This is a genomic window from Paraburkholderia sp. PGU19 (genome assembly GCF_013426915.1).
Taxonomy (GTDB): Bacteria; Pseudomonadota; Gammaproteobacteria; order Burkholderiales; family Burkholderiaceae; genus Paraburkholderia.
The window spans coordinates 2,106,534-2,122,878 of sequence record NZ_AP023179.1 but is presented as its reverse complement, the minus strand read 5'-3'; the positions used below and the strand labels follow the sequence as shown (position 1 = coordinate 2,122,878).

The 16,345-nt window shown below is 63.7% G+C and carries 15 protein-coding genes; 3 read left to right on the top strand and 12 right to left on the bottom strand.

Going from position 1 to position 16,345, the window contains the following annotated elements:
* Nucleotides 1-132: 132 nt before the first annotated feature.
* The 3 genes from H1204_RS09645 (at nt 133) to H1204_RS09635 (ending at nt 3,307) form a co-directional block, all read left to right on the top strand.
* On the top strand, nt 133-1,521 hold the full coding sequence (locus tag H1204_RS09645) for a replicative DNA helicase (protein ID WP_007735136.1): 1,389 nt from the start codon (nt 133-135) through the stop codon (nt 1,519-1,521).
* 149 nt (nt 1,522-1,670) lie between these two features.
* Entirely contained in the window at nt 1,671-2,297 is a 627-nt protein-coding gene (locus H1204_RS09640; RefSeq protein WP_180728125.1) for a DUF47 domain-containing protein, read from the top strand.
* Nucleotides 2,297-3,307: an inorganic phosphate transporter gene (locus H1204_RS09635; RefSeq protein ID WP_180728124.1), complete on the top strand. Its 1,011-nt coding sequence runs from the start codon at nt 2,297-2,299 to the stop codon at nt 3,305-3,307. Before H1204_RS09640 ends, H1204_RS09635 begins: the two co-directional genes overlap by 1 nt.
* Nucleotides 3,308-3,334: 27 nt before the next feature.
* Here the strand turns inward: H1204_RS09635 and H1204_RS09630 are convergent, their stop codons facing one another.
* The 12 genes from H1204_RS09630 to H1204_RS09580 all read right to left on the bottom strand — a co-directional run bounded on the left by H1204_RS09630 (nt 3,335) and on the right by H1204_RS09580 (nt 16,033).
* Nucleotides 3,335-4,141: an SDR family oxidoreductase gene (locus H1204_RS09630; protein ID WP_180728123.1), complete on the bottom strand. Its 807-nt coding sequence runs from the start codon at nt 4,139-4,141 to the stop codon at nt 3,335-3,337.
* Between the two features lie 90 nt (nt 4,142-4,231).
* Complete coding sequence (locus H1204_RS09625; RefSeq protein WP_180728122.1) at nt 4,232-5,365, bottom strand: C40 family peptidase; 1,134 nt, start codon at nt 5,363-5,365, stop codon at nt 4,232-4,234.
* A gap of 235 nt (nt 5,366-5,600) precedes the next feature.
* Nucleotides 5,601-7,418: a PhoH family protein gene (locus H1204_RS09620; protein WP_180728121.1), complete on the bottom strand. Its 1,818-nt coding sequence runs from the start codon at nt 7,416-7,418 to the stop codon at nt 5,601-5,603.
* A 98-nt stretch (nt 7,419-7,516) separates the two neighbouring features.
* On the bottom strand, nt 7,517-7,648 hold the full coding sequence (locus H1204_RS52590) for a hypothetical protein (RefSeq protein WP_274608179.1): 132 nt from the start codon (nt 7,646-7,648) through the stop codon (nt 7,517-7,519).
* 135 nt (nt 7,649-7,783) lie between these two features.
* A complete protein-coding gene (locus tag H1204_RS09615) occupies nt 7,784-8,245 on the bottom strand; it encodes a peroxiredoxin (protein ID WP_180728120.1) in 462 nt (153 codons plus the stop codon).
* A 171-nt stretch (nt 8,246-8,416) separates the two neighbouring features.
* On the bottom strand, nt 8,417-9,313 hold the full coding sequence (locus H1204_RS09610) for a polysaccharide deacetylase family protein (RefSeq protein ID WP_180728119.1): 897 nt from the start codon (nt 9,311-9,313) through the stop codon (nt 8,417-8,419).
* Nucleotides 9,314-9,325: 12 nt separating this feature from the next.
* The gene (locus H1204_RS09605) at nt 9,326-10,372 is read right to left on the bottom strand and encodes a bifunctional UDP-4-keto-pentose/UDP-xylose synthase (RefSeq protein WP_180728118.1); all 1,047 of its coding nucleotides are present in this window, start codon (nt 10,370-10,372) and stop codon (nt 9,326-9,328) included.
* Entirely contained in the window at nt 10,369-11,316 is a 948-nt protein-coding gene (locus H1204_RS09600; protein ID WP_180728117.1) for a formyltransferase, read from the bottom strand. Before H1204_RS09600 ends, H1204_RS09605 begins: the two co-directional genes overlap by 4 nt.
* Nucleotides 11,313-12,362 (bottom strand): glycosyltransferase, encoded by a 1,050-nt coding sequence (locus H1204_RS09595; RefSeq protein ID WP_180728116.1) that lies wholly within the window; start codon nt 12,360-12,362, stop codon nt 11,313-11,315. The genes H1204_RS09600 and H1204_RS09595 overlap by 4 nt, the downstream gene beginning before the upstream one ends.
* 42 nt (nt 12,363-12,404) lie before the next feature.
* Entirely contained in the window at nt 12,405-13,556 is a 1,152-nt protein-coding gene (locus H1204_RS09590; RefSeq protein WP_180728115.1) for a DegT/DnrJ/EryC1/StrS aminotransferase family protein, read from the bottom strand.
* A 244-nt stretch (nt 13,557-13,800) separates the two neighbouring features.
* A complete protein-coding gene (locus tag H1204_RS09585) occupies nt 13,801-14,172 on the bottom strand; it encodes an SMR family transporter (protein WP_180728114.1) in 372 nt (123 codons plus the stop codon).
* 28 nt (nt 14,173-14,200) lie between these two features.
* Nucleotides 14,201-16,033, bottom strand: coding sequence for a glycosyltransferase family 39 protein (locus tag H1204_RS09580; RefSeq protein ID WP_180728113.1), 1,833 nt, complete (start codon nt 16,031-16,033; stop codon nt 14,201-14,203).
* Between the last annotated feature and the right edge of the window lie 312 nt (nt 16,034-16,345).

The following is a 16,345-nucleotide window of genomic DNA, read 5'->3' as shown; positions in this document are numbered from 1 at the left end:
TGGCGATAAAGGGCAGGGGCCGGGAAACCGGCCTCTGCCTTTTTTATTGTCCGCAACGGCTTCCCGTCGCTGCGGCGGTTCGATTTTCAGGATGCTATCCCGCCGTCCCACTTTGCCTGATAATTCCACCCCATGAACGCACCGTCGAAAGATCCTCAAATCGAGTCGCTGAAAGTCCCGCCCCATTCCATCGAGGCCGAGCAATCGGTGCTGGGCGGTCTGCTGCTCGACAACGCCGCATGGGACCGCATTGCCGACTTCCTCTCGCAAAGCGATTTCTACCGCTACGACCACCGCCTTATTTTCGAGCACATCGGCAGGCTGATCGCGTCGACGCGTCCCGCCGACGTCGTGACCGTCTATGAAGCGCTGACCACGTCGGGCAAAGCAGAAGAGGTTGGCGGACTCGCGTACCTGAACGCGCTCGCGCAGAACACGCCGAGCGCGGCGAACATCCGGCGTTATGCGGAAATCGTGCGGGATCGTGCGGTGCTGCGCCGGCTGGTGTCGGTCGCCGACGAAATTTCCGCCGATGCCTTCAACCCGCAAGGTAAAGAAGTCCGCCAACTGCTCGACGAAGCGGAATCGAAGGTGTTCTCGATCGCCGAGGACGGCGCACGCGGCACACAGGGCTTCCTCGAAATCGGGCCGCTGCTGACGCAAGTCGTCGAGCGCATCGACACGCTGTACCACACGGCCAATCCGAGCGACGTGACGGGCACGCCAACGGGCTTCGTCGACCTCGACCGGATGACGTCGGGCATGCATGGCGGCGAACTGATCATCGTAGCGGGGCGCCCGTCGATGGGTAAAACAGCGTTCTCGATGAACATCGGCGAATACGTGGCCGTCGAATACGGTCTGCCAGTCGCCGTGTTCTCGATGGAAATGCCGGGCACGCAGCTGACCATGCGTATGCTTGGCTCTGTCGGCCGGCTCGACCAGCACCGCATGCGGACTGGGCGCCTGACGGACGAAGACTGGCCGAAGCTCACGCATGCCGTCCAGAAAATGAGCGAGGCGCAGCTTTTCATCGACGAAACGGGCGGCCTGAACCCGATGGAACTGCGCTCGCGCGCGCGGCGTCTGTCGCGCCAGTGCGGCAAGCTCGGCCTCATCATCATCGACTACTTGCAGCTGATGAGCGGTTCGTCGTCGGGCGAAAATCGCGCGACGGAAATCTCGGAAATCTCGCGTTCGCTGAAAAGTCTCGCCAAAGAACTCGACGTGCCCGTGATCGCGCTGTCCCAGCTGAACCGCGGTCTCGAACAGCGCCCGAACAAGCGACCGATCATGTCCGATCTGCGCGAATCAGGTGCAATCGAACAGGATGCGGACGTGATCCTGTTCATCTACCGCGACGAAGTCTACAACCCGGACAGCCCCGACAAGGGCACTGCGGAAATCATCATCGGCAAACAGCGTAACGGTCCGATCGGCCCCGTTCGGCTCACGTTCCACGGGCAATTCACGAAGTTCGACAATTTTGCGGGCGCGCAGAATTTCTACGGCAGCGAGTAGCACACTCTTGATCGCGCGGGGGAACCGGGTTGCGCCTGCCGTTGCGCACGCGCACAAAACACGGCCGCGCGCCACACCCGGAATGGTCCGGAACGGTACAATATTGCGGTTTTATGACAGCGCCACCGTGACCATTTTCTGGGACCCCAATGTTCGGTCGATTCATGCCCACCGAGGGCAAATTTTTTGAAATCTTCAACGCTCACGCAAAGCACATCGTCGCGGGGAGCCACGAACTCGAACTGTTGATCGACAACCTCGGCGACGCCGAGATCCACAAGCAAAACGTGCAGACGGCCGAAAAAGCGGCCGACAAACTCACGCACGAAACCATCGATCTGCTGCACAAGACATTCATCACGCCGCTCGACCGCGACGAAATCCACAAGCTGATCACCACGATGGACGACATCCTCGACCTGATGGAGGACGTCGCCACGGCCATTTCGCTGTACGACGTGCAGGCGGTGACGTCGGAGGCGAGCCAGCTCGCGCACATCTGCACGAAGACCTGCGAACACGTGCAGGCGGCCGTCGCCATGCTGTCGGACATGAAGCAGGCGCGCGAAATCCTGAAGGCATGCGAAGACATCGACCGTCTGGAGTCGGACGCAGACCGCGTGCTGCGCTCGGCAATGTCCAAGCTGTTCCGCGAAGAGGACGACGTCAAGACGCTGATCAAGCTGAAGGCGATCTACGAGCTGCTCGAGTCGATTACCGACAAGTGTGAGGACGTGGCGAACATCATTGAAGGCATCGTGCTGGAAAACGCCTGATGCATTCGATACAACTCGCCATCTGGGCGGTCGCGACGCTCGTGGTCGTCGCGCTCGTTTTCGACTTCATGAACGGCTTCCACGACGCGGCGAACTCGATCGCCACCGTCGTCTCGACAGGCGTGCTGAAGCCGCAACAGGCCGTCGCGTTTGCCGCCGCGTTCAACGTCATCGCCTATTTCATCTTCCACCTGAAAGTCGCGCAGACGGTCGGCAAGGGCACGATCGACCCCGGCATCGTCGATCACTACGTCGTGTTCGGCGCGCTGGTCGGCGCGATCGGCTGGAACGTCGTCACCTGGTACTACGGCATTCCGTCCAGTTCGTCCCACGCGCTGATCGGCGGGCTGGTGGGCTCGGCGCTCGCCAAATCCGGCTGGGCCGCGCTCAACTGGGACGGGCTGATGAAAACGGTCACGTTCATCATCGTGTCGCCGCTGCTCGGCTTCGTGCTCGGCTCGTTCTTCATGCTGCTAGTGTCGTGGATCTACTTCCGCACGCCGCCAAGCAAGGTCGACCGGCGCTTCCGGCGGCTGCAACTGGTGTCGGCGGGACTGTACAGCCTCGGCCACGGAGGCAACGACGCGCAGAAGACCATCGGCATCATCTGGATGCTGCTGATCGCGACGGGCTACGCCTCGGCCGCCGCCGATGCACCGCCGCTGTGGGTGATCGGCGGGTGTTATCTGTCGATGGGCCTCGGCACGCTGTTCGGCGGCTGGCGCATCGTGCGGACCATGGGCCAGAAGATCACGAAGCTCAAGCCCGTCGGCGGCTTTTGCGCGGAGACGGGCGGCGCGATCACGCTGTTCATCGCATCGTTCCTCGGCATTCCCGTATCCACCACGCATACGATCACGGGCGCGATCGTCGGCGTCGGCGCGACGCAGAAACTGTCGGCCGTGCGCTGGGGCGTCGCCGGCAATATCGTCTGGGCGTGGGTGCTGACGATTCCCGCGTCCGCCGTGCTCGCGGCGGCCGGCTGGTGGCTCGGCCACCGCTTCCTGTAAAGCGGCTTTAAAACCAGCGCGCCGCGTTCAGATAAGCGGCGCGCTGCCTCCATCCATCGGGACAATCGCGCCCGTCACATAACTCGCGCGGCGGCTCGCCAGAAACAGCGCAACGTCTGCTATCTCCTCCGGTTTCGCGAAACGTCCGAGCGGCACGCGCGCTTCGCCGCGCGCTTGCGCTTCGGCGGTTTCGATCCCTTCGCGCGACGCTTCCAGTTGCAGTGCTTCTTCGACACGCTCCGTCAACGTCGAACCCGGATTGATCGCGTTGATGCGGATGCCATAGCGCGCGTAATAGTGCGCGAGGCCGACGGTGGCGAGCATCAGCGCCGCATTGGCCGCGCCGCCCGCGATATGGATATCGCTCGCGACCTTGCCGCCCATGCCGATGATGTTGACGATCGTCCCCGGTTCCTTCGCCGCGCCGGACTTCACGCGCTCGGCCATGCGCCTGAGCACTTCCTGCTGCGGGTAGATATACGGGAAGTATTTGGCTTCCATCGTCGCCTTGAAGGCGGCCGCGTCGAGCGATTCGGGGTCGTAGCGGCGCGCGGCGCCCGCGCTGTTGATCAGGATGTCGATCGGGCCGACGGCGCTCGTCGCTTCCTCGACGACATCGGCGGCGCTATGCGGCTCGTGCAGATCCGCGCGCGTCAGGTGAACATGCAGCCCTTCGCTCGAAAGCTGCTCGCGGGCGCGGGCGAGGTTGGCGGGATCGCGCGACACGATCGCGACTTTCGCGCCTTCCATCGCGAACGCCCGCGCGCACGCGAGTCCGATGCCCTTGCTGCCGCCCGTTATCAGAACCACTTTGTCTTTGAGGCCGAGATCCATCGTTGTCACCCGCCGTTAGGGAAGTATCGTCAAAAGATAGCAGAGGTGCGGCGGCGCGGGTGAATCGGGCGTCAATGGCCAATGCCCGAATCAGTAGTTAGCGAATCCGGCGATCGGGTCGTCGTTAGTTTGCGTCGGCGCGGGAATAGGGCGCGAAGCCGTCGACGCGCGCATGATCTGCACGCCGCCCGGATCGCGGCTTTCGCCGGAGAACTGCGCCTGGTGGGCCTGACGCGTCGCCACGGCGGCGGGCGGCGGTGGTTCGTAGGCATCGGCAGCGGCGTCGATGGCATCGGAAGCGGGCGGCGGCGTGGCGCTGTACACGCGTGAGGGTGAGGAAGCGGCATCCGCGGGCGTGGAGGCAACGGGTGAAGCGACCGGCGCCGGCGATATGGCGCCCGCTGCGCGCGCCTGCATTTGCGCGGCGCTCATGCCGGGAGGCGGAGGTTCGAATTGATCGGCTGCTGCTGCTGCGACGACACCCTGATTCGCCACGGGCGCGGGTTGGGGACGACTCTGCGCCACGTACGCGGTTGACGCGCCGCGGGACGAACCATACGCGCCACCGGCGATATCGGGCGCGACAGGTTTAGGCGCTGCTTCCGCCGCAACGGCGGGTGCCGGAGCGACAGGGGTTGCGGCCTCGTAGCTCGGTGCATCGAACGGCGTCGTGGTCGGTTTGTTCAACGCAGGCGCCACCCGGCGGATGCCGTCGAAGTGCTTCGCCCAGTAGGGATTGGTCAGATAGTCGAGCCGCACGGTGCCGCCCGTCGACGGCGCATTTACGAAACGCAGCTTGCCGACATAAATCCCGACATGCGAATGCGGCCGCCCCGTCGTGTTGAAAAAAATCAGATCGCCCGGCGCGATTTCGTCGGGTTCGATGGAATCGCCGCGTGAGCTCATATCGGCCGTCGTACGCGGCAGGTTCACGGAAGCTGCGCGCTGCACGACGTAGTGCACGAGCCCGCTGCAATCGAAACCGCTATCGGGCGTATTGCCGCCCCAGCGATACGGCACGCCGACGAGACTCATCGCCTGAATCGAGATTTCCTCGCGTCCGATGCTGTGATCGACGAAACGAGGGAAGCCCGGCGGCGCGGTGCGGTACGCGCCGCCCGATGACGCATACGATCCGCCCGAACTGCGCACGGTCTTCTGCGGCGCGCCTGAGCAGGCGGCGAGCAGGGCGACGAGCAGCAGTGACAGGGCGAGGCGAAGCATGAAAGCGAAGGCGAGCGACGACGCCCGCCAGAAGCCGGTGATGCCCGATGGTAGCCCGTCAGACGGGCCTCTCGCAAGAAATCTTGATGAGTTACTTGAAGTTTACGCGCTAAATGTCAATTTTCGACTGTCGGCCATATGCCAATCGTATGGGAACCTGAAAAGGCGAAACACAAAGAAAAAGCCGCTTCCGGCGTGAACCGGAAGCGGCTTCTGAACCAGCAAACAAAGCGCGTTAGAGAATATCCGACGCGTAATCGGCCAGCCGCGAGCGCTCGCCGCGCGCCAGCGTCACATGCCCGCTGTGCGCCCAGCCCTTGAAGCGATCGACGACATACGTGAGGCCCGAACTGCCTTCCGTCAGATACGGCGTATCGATCTGCGCGATATTGCCAAGACAGATGATCTTCGTGCCCGGACCAGCGCGCGTGACGAGCGTCTTCATCTGCTTGGGCGTCAGGTTTTGCGCCTCGTCGATGATCAGATACTTGTCGACGAACGTCCGGCCGCGCATGAAGTTCATGCTCTTGATCTTCAGGCGCGAGCGGATCAGTTCCTGCGTCGCGGCGCGGCCCCATTCGCCCGCTGCGTCATCCGTTTTTTGCAGCACTTCGAGGTTGTCGTCGAATGCACCCATCCACGGCTGCATCTTTTCCTCTTCCGTACCCGGCAGAAAGCCGATGTCTTCGCCGACGGGGACTGTCGCGCGCGTCACGATGATCTCGTTGTAGCGCTTGTCGTCGAGCACCTGTGCGAGACCCGCCGCCAGTGCGACCAGCGTCTTGCCCGTGCCCGCCTGGCCGAGCAGCGTGACGAAGTCGATCTCGGGATTCATCAGCAGGTTCAGCGCGAAGTTCTGCTCGCGGTTGCGCGCCGTGATGCCCCACACGTTGTTCTTGTGGTGGCCGTAGTCGCGCAGCGTCTGCAACAGCGCCGTCTTGCCGTTCAGCTCGCGCACGATCGCGTGGAACGCCGGCTCGCCGTTCTGCGGTTCCAGATAGACGAACTCGTTGACCAGCATCGACGCGCACAGCGGACCCGTCACGCGGTAGTACGTGGTGCCCGTCTTGGTGTCCTGCCAGCTCTCCATGTCCTTCGCGTGCTTCGCCCAGAAGTCGAGCGGCAGTTGACGGATGCCGGAGTAGAGCAGGTCCTTGTCTTCGAGAACCTGGTCGTTGAAGTAGTCTTCGGCGGGCAGGCCGAGCGCGTGCGCCTTGATGCGCATGTTGATGTCTTTCGACACCAGCACGACCTGGCGGTCCTCGCGGTCGCGCTGCAGCGCGCGCACGACGCCGAGAATCTGGTTGTCCGCCTTGCCTTGCGGCAGGCCTTCGACAGGCTCGATATGCGTGAGCTTCGTCTGGAAGTAGAGGCGTCCCAGCGCTTCGCGGCTCCCCAGACGCGCGAGCGAAATGCCTTCCGACATGTCACCCGCATTCGCAACGAGCGAATCCAGCGTGCGGCTCACCTGACGTGCGTTGCGCGCGACTTCCGACATCCCCTTCTTATGATTGTCGAGTTCTTCCAACGTCATCATGGGCAGATAGACGTCGTGTTCCTCGAAGCGGAAGAGGCAGGTCGGATCGTGCATCAGCACGTTGGTGTCGAGCACGAACAGCTTGCGAACCTCGACCTGCGCACTCCTGGCTGTGCCTTTCTTCGTGCCGGTGCGGGTCGACTTGGCGCTTGTTGCGGCGGGCGCTTCCGCTTCGGCAGAACCCTTGCCACGCGCGACGACAGGCGCTGGCGTCGCGGGGGCGACAGCAGGCGCGGCGGGGACGGGCTGCAGCAAGGCGGCTGTCTGCTTCGACTTGCGACCGCGTGACGGTGTGGCTTCGGCAACGGGCTCGGCGGCGCTGTGAACGGGGCGCAGCGTGGTGGCCGCGTTGGCGGCGTCTGTCATCGGTGCGGCGACGTTGGCGCGGCCATATTCGGCCGATGCGGCTTGCTCCCCTTCATACGCCTGTTTTCGACCAGGCTTTGCAGGCTTGGCCGTGTATTCATCAGGCGGCAACAGATTGCCGAGCTTGCTGGGTGGGGTAGGCAAAGGCATGGTTTCCCTCGAGTAAAGCGGGTCACAATTCTTCGCCGCCTGCCGCAAACTGTCGAGCGTCGTGCGCCCGCAATTTGCGTCCGGTGGCGCGTGTCGGATTAGTAATGCCGGTTCGCCTGGTCTTCGATCGGCTCCTTGACGAAAGTGCGCTGCGAAGGCCGCAAACTGCCGCGCGCAATTAAAAAAGCCGCCGCCCCGACAGACGGGGCAAGCGGCTCGACTTCGGTCATCGCATTGCGCCTCATGGCTCGCCTCGTTGCCGGGGTCACTGCCTTACTGCCAGCGGCGACGACGACGCGATCTGCAGCGCAACTGCGGAAAAAAGTATGTGAACAGGCACTCATTGCGGGCCAATATAACGCGCCTCAAAGCGCTTGTACAGCCTCCAGAATCTCGTCGACGTGACCTGGCACTTTCACGCCGCGCCATTCGCGGCGCAGCACGCCTTCAGCATCGATGACGAACGTGGAGCGCTCGATTCCCCGTACTTCTTTGCCATACATTTTCTTCAATTTCATGACGCCGAAGAGCGTGCACAGCGTTTCGTCCGGATCCGATACCAAGGTAAACGGCAGTTCCAGCTTGGCCTTGAAGTTATCGTGCGAGCGCACGCTGTCGCGCGACACACCGATGATCTCCGCGCCCGCTTTCCTGAACGTCGGATAGAGGTCGCGGAACTGCAAACCTTCCGTCGTGCAGCCGGGCGTGTTGTCCTTCGGGTAGAAATACACGACGACTTTCTTGCCGCGCAGGCTGGACAGCGTGAAGTCGCCGCCCGTAGCCGGGGCGGTGAAATCGGGAACGGCTTGATCGACTGCGATGGGCACGAGGTCCTCCGGTTTGTTATCGGTTGTTATCGGTGTCGGCGGCGGCGTGGGCCGCGCCTGAGCGCTTTCTTCGGGGTTGCTGGGTGTTCTTCGGGACGTGTCGCGCGTTCGGCCAATGCGGTCTTTGACATTGGGCGAACGCGTGTCGAATGATGCCCGGCCGCTGTGCGACTAGTCGGGCTGAACGATCAGTTCGCCGGAACGGCCCGGAATCTCGCCCCACGTCACAGGGTACGACGGCAGTGTGTCACGGTCTAGCGCGGCGTGATAATCGCCCATCGTGGCGAACGTGTGGCCTTGCGCGCGCCAGCCGGCAAGCAGTTGCTCGAACACGGGCGCAAGCTTCTGGCCTTCGAGTTCCGCGTGCAGCGTGAACACCTGATCGTGCGGATTGCTTTCCGTGCGCTTGAGCATCCATGCAGCGACGTTGTCCGTGTCGATGCCGTCGATGCCAAGCACCTCGTCGAGCGTGGGCAGCGTGGTCGGCATCTGTACATGCGAGAGCGTGCGGCCGCCGACGACGGGGAAGTACGGCGTATGCCCGCGTCCATCGGACGCGTACTGCATGCCCCATGCGTCGATCTGCTCGAACGCATGGCCGTTCATCTGCCAGCCGGCCGCGCCGTGCGTGACGGGTGCCGTGCCGAAGATCTCGGCGAAGCGGTCGTGGCTCTTCTGCATCTGCGCGACGGTCCAGTCGCGCGGACGTGAACGCACGTTGTCCTGCCAGTACACGTGATCCCACGTGTGGATGCCGCATTCGAAGCCGGCTTCGTGGATCGCGCGCATTTCGGAACGGGCGCGCGCGCCGATGTCCGGGCCGGGCAGCAGCACGCCGTACATCAACTGCTTCACGCCGTAATGCTCGACCACCGACGTCCGCGACACCTTCTTCAGAAAGCCCGGCCGCAGCACGCGCCGCATCGCCCAGCCGGTGTGATCCGGGCCGAGGCTGAACAGGAACGTGGCGCGCGCCTTGTAGCGGTCGAAGATACGCGCGAGATTCGGCACGCCTTCACGCGTGCCGCGCAGCGTATCGACATCGATCTTCAGGACGATCAGAGCCAAGCGCGGCAGCCCTTACTGTTGTTCGACGAGCGCGCGTGCTTCGGCGACATGGCCGCGGTACGCTTCGAAAATCTTGCGCAGCGCTTCGTCGAAAGTCGATTGCGGCGCCCAGGAGAGTTCCTGCATCGTGTTGTCGATCTTCGGCACGCGGTTCTGCACGTCCTGATAGCCCGCGCCGTAATACGCACCCGACGACGTCTCGACCAGTTGCACCTTCTTCGCCGTTTCCGCGTACTCGGGGAATTCGGCGGCGAGCGCGAGCATCTTGTGCGCGAGTTCGCGCACCGAGAAGTTGTTGGTCGGGTTGCCGATGTTATAGATCTTGCCCGTCGCGACGCCGTCCTTGTTATCGATGATCTTCATCAGGGCGCTGATGCCGTCGTCGATATCCGTGAACGCGCGCTTCTGCGCGCCGCCGTCGACGAGGCTGATGTTCTCGCCGCGCACGATATGGCCGAGGAACTGCGTGACCACGCGCGACGAACCTTCCTTCGGCGTATAGATGGAATCGAGGCCTGGTCCGATCCAGTTGAACGGACGGAACAGCGTGAAGTTCAGGCCCTCCATACCGTAGCCCCAGATCACTCGGTCCATCAACTGCTTCGAGCACGCGTAGATCCAGCGCGGCTTGTTGATCGGGCCGTAGGTGAGGGCGGACTCGTCCGGGTCGAACTGCTCGTCCGAACACATGCCATAGACTTCTGACGTCGACGGGAAGACGAGATGCTTGCCGTACTTCACGGCCGAACGGACGATGGGCAGGTTCGCCTCGAAGTCCAGTTCGAACACGCGCAGCGGCTGCTTCACGTAGGTGGCGGGCGTGGCGATGGCGACCAGCGGCAGGATCACGTCGCACTTCTTCACGTGATACTCGACCCATTCCTTGTTGATCGTGATGTCACCCTCGAAGAAATGCATGCGCTCGTGGTTGACGAGATCGCCGAGGCGTTCGGTCTGCATGTCCATGCCGAACACTTCCCAATCGGTCGTTTCGAGAATGCGCTTGGACAGGTGATGGCCGATGAAGCCGTTCACACCCAGAATCAGGACTTTTTTCATGTGTTACGGGAAGATTGAGTGAGCTGGGTGAATTCGGCGGGGGTGACGACGCGCTCGCTCGCGTGGTGCTGATCGTCGCGCTGATGCCGCAATTCGTGGATCACGATCACGCGGCCGTCGCCGCATGTCGCAAAAAAGCCATTATCGCCTACGTGGATGCCGGGCGGCAAATCCCCGCCTGGTGCGCCGGGCGGCGCAAGCCGCGCCCGCGCGACGATGAAGCGCGCGTTTTCGATGTCAGTAAACGCTCCCGGATACGGCGGCGCGACGGCGCGAATCAGGTTGTAGACCTGCTGGCCGCTCTGGCTGAAGTCGATGCGCCCGTCTTCTGGCTTGCGTCCGCCGAAGTAGCTGCCGTGCGAAAGATCGTTCGGCAGATGCGGCGCCTCGCCCTTGAGCAGCGCGGGCAACACGCGCCACAGCGTCTGCTCGGCGGCCACGGTGACCTTGTCGAACACCTGCGCGGCTGTATCGTCGGGCAGGATGGGCACGGGCGTCTGGGCGATGATCGCGCCGGCATCCGGCTTCGCGGCCATCTCGTGCAGCGTTGCGCCCGTCTCCGTTTCGCCGTTCAGCACGGCCCAGTTGGTCGGCACGCGGCCGCGATACTTCGGCAGCAGCGAGCCGTGCACGTTGTACGCGCCGCGCGGCGCGACGGCCAGCAGATCGACGGGCAGCATGTGCCGGTAATAGAACGAGAAGATGAAGTCCGGCTGCGCCTCGACGATGCGCGCGCGCAATTCAGGGCTCTTCGGATCGGCGGGCGTGACGACAGGAATGCCGTGCTCGGCCGCCACCGACGCGACGCTGCCGAACCAGATGTTTTCCGTGGGACTGTCTTCGTGCGTGACGACGAGCGCGACGTCGACGCCGCGCGCGAGCAGCACCTGCAGACAGCGCACGCCGACGTTGTGATACGCGAAAACGACGGCGCGCGGCTTCATCGGATGAGCCCCTGGTCGTCGCCGGTGACGGACGCGGGCTGCACGCCCGGGATCACCGACTGGCGCGGCTGCGCGGCAACCGGTTCGCCGTTGCGCTGTTCGAGGATGGTCTGCACCAGATAACGCGGCCGGGCGCGCACCTGCTGATAGATACGGCCGATATATTCGCCGAGCAACCCGAGCGCGAAGATAATCACGCCGAGCATGAAGAACGTGATCGCGAACAGCGTGAACACGCCTTGCACTTCCGCGCCGATGATGAAGCGGCGAATCAGCAGCAGCACGAACAGGGCGGCCGAGCCCATCGAAAGAATCACGCCGATGAACGACAGCCATTGCAGCGGCACGACCGAGAAGCCCGTCACGAGGTCGAAGTTCAGGCGGATCAGGCTGTACAGCGAATACTTCGACTCGCCCGCGAAACGCTCTTCATGCGCGACGTCGATCTCGACGGGGTTTTGCGCGAACGTGTAAGCGAGCGCGGGGATGAACGTGTTGATTTCGCCGCAGCGGTTGATCGTGTCGACGATATGGCGGCTGTACGCGCGCAGCATGCAGCCCTGGTCGGTCATCTTGATGCGCGTGATGCGCTCGCGCAGGCGGTTCATCACCAGCGACGCCTTGCGCCGCCACAGGCTGTCCTGGCGCTGCATGCGGATCGTGCCGACGTAGTCGAAGCCTTCACGCATCTTCGCGCACAGCTTGCCGATTTCTTCCGGCGGATTCTGCAGGTCGGCGTCGAGCGTGACGACGATCTGGCCGCGCGACTGCTCGAAGCCCGCGAGAATCGCCATGTGCTGCCCATAGTTGCCGTTCAGCAGGATGACGCGCGTGGTGTCGGGACGGGCGCGGAACTGCTCGGCGAGCAACGCCGCCGACCGGTCGCGGCTGCCGTCGTTGATGAAGATCACCTCGTAGCCCGTGCCGAGCGCGTCGAGGGCCGGGTACAGGCGCGAGAACAGCTCGCCGAGCCCCGCTTCCTCGTTGTACACGGGGATGATGACCGAGAGTTCGGGAGCGACCGGGCGTGGGTCCGTTTGATTCATTTCCGCTGGGTTTCCGCTTGGTTGACCGCTTGATTGACCAGATTATCGGCCGTATTGTTCGCAAATCTCGTTGACGGCGCGGCACACGCGCGCAACGTCGCCTTCATTCATCTGCGTGAAGAGCGGCAGCGTGAGCGTCGTCGCGCCGTAGTGCTCCGCATGCGGATACATGCCCTCCTTGTAGCCCATCGCGCGGTACAGCGAAAACAGGTGGATGGCCGGGTAGTGCGTGCCCGTGCCGATGCCGCGTTCCTTCATCTGCTCCATGAACGCTGCGCGGCTGAGCGACAGGCGCGCGAGCGGCAACGTCACGAGGAACATGTGCCAGTTGCTGTTCTCGAAGTCCGCGAGCGGCAGCCCCATGCCGAGCCTGACGGCCGCACCGCCTTCGAAACCGTCGAAGTACGCGTGCGCGAGCTTCCTGCGCTGCGCGTTGAAGCGCTCGATATGCTGCAACTGGCCGAGGCCGACGCGCGCCGCGACGTCCGTCAGGTTGTACTTGCCACCCAGCAATTCGCAATCCATGCCGTCGAAACCCGTGCGCACGATGCCCTGCAGCCGGTATTTCTGCGCGAGGACGGCTTCTTCCTCGTTGTTCAGCACGAGTGCGCCGCCTTCGATCGAGGTCAGGTTCTTGTTCGCGTGGAAGCTGAACGACACGATGTCGCCGAGCTTGCCGATGCGCTCGCCGTGCCACGTCGAGCCGAACGCCTGCGCGGCGTCCTCGATCACGCGCAGTTTGTGCGCGCGGGCGATTGCGTAGAGGCGGTCCATGTCGACGGGCAGACCCGACAGGAACACGGGAATGATCGCCTTGGTGCGCGGCGTGATCGCCTTTTCCATCAGATCCAGATCGATGTTGCGCGTGGCCGGGTCGATATCGACGAACACGGGCGTCGCGCCCACCTCCAGGATCACATTGCTGGTCGATACCCACGACGCCGGCGTCGTGATGACTTCGTCGCCAGCGCCGACGCCCGCGATCCGCAGACCGATTTCCAGCGTCGCCGTGCCCGAGTTGAACGTGCGCACCGGGCGGCCGCCGCAGTATTCCGACAATGCCTTTTCGAACGCCTGGTTTTGCGGGCCCGTCGTGATCCAGCCGGAGCGGAGCACGTCGACTACACCGCGGATCGTTTCTTCATCGATCTCGGGACGGACGAACGGCAAAAACGGAACGGATGACTGGGTCATGGATGGTTTTGCTCGATATTAAAAAGGGTCACTGGCTGCTTTTCTCGACGAAGCCCGACATTTTGCTTTCATTAGGCTAAATTTGCCGCGGCTGCGCTGATCAGTGCCGGAATGCGGCGGCGATAATGTGCGAGTTCCGCCCTAATGTCCAGCGCTCGAAACAATTTGGAATACGTTAGCAGACGCCGGCGTGCTTGCCAGGGGCGTTTCTTCTACGTCCGAACAGCGCCGGGCGGCCGTGCCGTCAGCTACGCGCGACGAGCACCACGCCGACCAGGATCACGCCAATGCCGATCAGGCGTTGCGCCGACAACACCTCGCCGAACAGATACCACGCGGCGAACGCGTTCACAACATAGCCGAGCGACAGCATCGGATAGGCGATCGACACGTCCACACGCGACAGTCCGACGATCCACACGACCACGCTCAGCACATAGCAGGCGAGGCCGCCGATGATGGGCAGCTGCGTCGCGATGCGCCAACCGATCGGAATCACGTTGGCCATCGTGAAATCGAAATGGCCGACAGCGTTCGTGCCGGCCTTCAGAAGCAGTTGGGCCGTCGCGTTCAGCGCGACGCCCGCGAGGATGCAGAAAAGCGAAATCGGGTTCATCGAAGGGCGGTTCGAGTGAGGGAGGGGGTCATTGCTGCGGCTGTGGCGCTGAGGCCGCGGCCGGCGCGGCGCCTTGCGAGCCGGCGCCCGCTTCGGCGGGAAGCGGCTTTTCGACGATCACGCGGCGCGAATCGCGCGCGACGACGGTCATCGGCAGGTGCTGCTCGCTGAATGCCTTGTAGCGGTCCGGCGACATCAGCGCCATGGCGTAGCGGTCGGCCTTCCAGCGCTCGACCCATTGCGGGATCGTCGGTACCCATTTTTGCGGTTCAACCGACACGCCAAATGCCAGTTCGTCCGCATGCTCGACCATGATCATCGTGTGGTCGATGTAGAACGGCATCGTGTGATCGAGCACGCCGACGGAGTAGAACGGCGTGTCGGCGGGCAGCTTTGCGAGCGCCGCCTTGATGTCCGGCGCCAGCGGCGCGCCCGACGACAGCTTCCCGAACGCATCGTGGCCCGTGCCGGCGATGGTCGCGAGCAGCACCCAGCCGATGCCGAACGCCGTCGCCGCGCCGACGATGCCCGTCGACGTCGCGCTCCCGCTCGCCGTGCCCGGCGTGATGTTCATGGCGCCAGCGGGCAGGCCGTTCTGCGCGCCCATCGCGGCGCTGCGCTTGCGCCGGTTGATCCAGATCGCGACGAGCGTCAACACGAACCCGATCGCGAGCGCCGCGAACACCCATGTGCGGAATTCCAGGTACAACGCATTCGGATTGCGCCGGTCGCCCAGGTGCCCGAGAAACACCGCGCCGAAGCCGCCCGCCACGAGGAACAGGGCGTAGCCCGTCAGATGCCGGTGAAACTGATCGCGCGTGACGAGGGGCAGATACATGCCGATCACCAGTGCGATTGCGGGCGCGATGGGGAGCGTGTACGACAGCAGCTTCGAATGCGACGCGCTGAAGAACAGGAAGATGAACGCGGTCCACACAAACAGCAGCGTGACGGGCGCGAAGCCGTTCGCCTGGCGCGGCATGCGCAGCGCATGGCGCGCGCTCTGAAACGTGACCGACAGCCACGGCAGGAAGCCGACCAGCAGCACGGGCACGAAGTACCAGAGCGGGCCGGGACGATTCTGCTCGGGCGTCAGATAACGCCGGAACTGCTGGACGACGAAGAAGAAATTGAAGAATTCGGGGTTGCGGTCCTGCACGAGCACGAACCACGGCGTGACGACCGCAAAAAATACGATCAGCCCGCTCACGAGGTACAAACGCTTCCAGAGCGCCCAGTCTCGCGCGACCACCGTGTACAGCACGAGCACGGCGCCCGGCAGGATCAGCCCGACGAGGCCCTTGGACAGCACCGCGAGCGCCATCGATGCCCACACGAGCCACATCCACAGCCGCTGCTCGCGCGCGGCGAGCCCCGCGCGTTGCGCGAGCAGCAGCGCGCACAGCGTCACTTCCATCCAGAACGACAGGCCCATGTCGAGCGTGTTGAAGTGGCCCATCAGATACCAGTATGGCGCGCTCGCGAGCACGAGCGCGGCGAAGAAACCCGTCGCGACATTGAACACGCGCGCGCCCGTGTAGCCGATCAGCAGTACGCCCGCGAAGCCCGTCAGCGCGGTGTAGAGGCGCGCCTGCCATTCGCCGATGCCGAACCACGCGAACGACAGCGCGTTAAGCCAGGTTTGCAGCGGCGGCTTTTCGAAGTACTTGTAGCCGTTGTAGCGGGGCGTGATCCAGTCTCCGGTGACGAACATTTCGCGCGCCATTTCCGCGTAGCGGCCTTCGTCGCTCGGCAGCAGATGACGCCAGCCGAGCGGCACGAACCAGATTACGGCGAGCGTGAGCACGAGCAGCAGGACCGTCGTGCGATTGAGCGTCAGCCCGGACGGCTTGTCGTTCATGTGTTTTTCAACCTTTTTCGGCGCCGCTGTCGCGGCTTCTTTCTTATTCCGTTCGGACGGAGTCTTTGCTGCGGCCCGTTGAGACGACGCGCAGCGCGAATTCCGCTGCCGGCATGTCGCAGGGCGCGCGGGCAGGGTGTGGCGTGCCTGCGGTGCAGCCGATGCTGCGCAGCCCGCCGGCGCGCATTGTCAGTGCGCGGTCCTTAACACAGCCTTATGCAACGTGACCGGAGGCGTGCTGCGTAGCCTGCCGTCGCCCGCTTTCGGCGCCGGGCCGCGCAGTGTACTTGATCCGCAAGACAGCCAATCCAA

What these genes read in the sequence shown, in the direction of transcription:
- H1204_RS09645 (WP_007735136.1), top strand. Translation starts at nt 133, where the DNA reads ATGAACGCACCGTCGAAAGATCCTCAAATCGAGTCGCTGAAAGTCCCG.
- H1204_RS09640 (WP_180728125.1), top strand. Translation starts at nt 1,671, where the DNA reads ATGTTCGGTCGATTCATGCCCACCGAGGGCAAATTTTTTGAAATCTTC.
- H1204_RS09635 (WP_180728124.1), top strand. Translation starts at nt 2,297, where the DNA reads ATGCATTCGATACAACTCGCCATCTGGGCGGTCGCGACGCTCGTGGTC.
- H1204_RS09630 (WP_180728123.1), bottom strand. Translation starts at nt 4,141, where the DNA reads ATGGATCTCGGCCTCAAAGACAAAGTGGTTCTGATAACGGGCGGCAGC.
- H1204_RS09625 (WP_180728122.1), bottom strand. Translation starts at nt 5,365, where the DNA reads ATGCTTCGCCTCGCCCTGTCACTGCTGCTCGTCGCCCTGCTCGCCGCC.
- H1204_RS09620 (WP_180728121.1), bottom strand. Translation starts at nt 7,418, where the DNA reads ATGCCTTTGCCTACCCCACCCAGCAAGCTCGGCAATCTGTTGCCGCCT.
- H1204_RS52590 (WP_274608179.1), bottom strand. Translation starts at nt 7,648, where the DNA reads ATGACCGAAGTCGAGCCGCTTGCCCCGTCTGTCGGGGCGGCGGCTTTT.
- H1204_RS09605 (WP_180728118.1), bottom strand. Translation starts at nt 10,372, where the DNA reads ATGAAAAAAGTCCTGATTCTGGGTGTGAACGGCTTCATCGGCCATCAC.
- H1204_RS09600 (WP_180728117.1), bottom strand. Translation starts at nt 11,316, where the DNA reads ATGAAGCCGCGCGCCGTCGTTTTCGCGTATCACAACGTCGGCGTGCGC.
- H1204_RS09595 (WP_180728116.1), bottom strand. Translation starts at nt 12,362, where the DNA reads ATGAATCAAACGGACCCACGCCCGGTCGCTCCCGAACTCTCGGTCATC.
- H1204_RS09590 (WP_180728115.1), bottom strand. Translation starts at nt 13,556, where the DNA reads ATGACCCAGTCATCCGTTCCGTTTTTGCCGTTCGTCCGTCCCGAGATC.
- H1204_RS09585 (WP_180728114.1), bottom strand. Translation starts at nt 14,172, where the DNA reads ATGAACCCGATTTCGCTTTTCTGCATCCTCGCGGGCGTCGCGCTGAAC.
- H1204_RS09580 (WP_180728113.1), bottom strand. Translation starts at nt 16,033, where the DNA reads ATGAACGACAAGCCGTCCGGGCTGACGCTCAATCGCACGACGGTCCTG.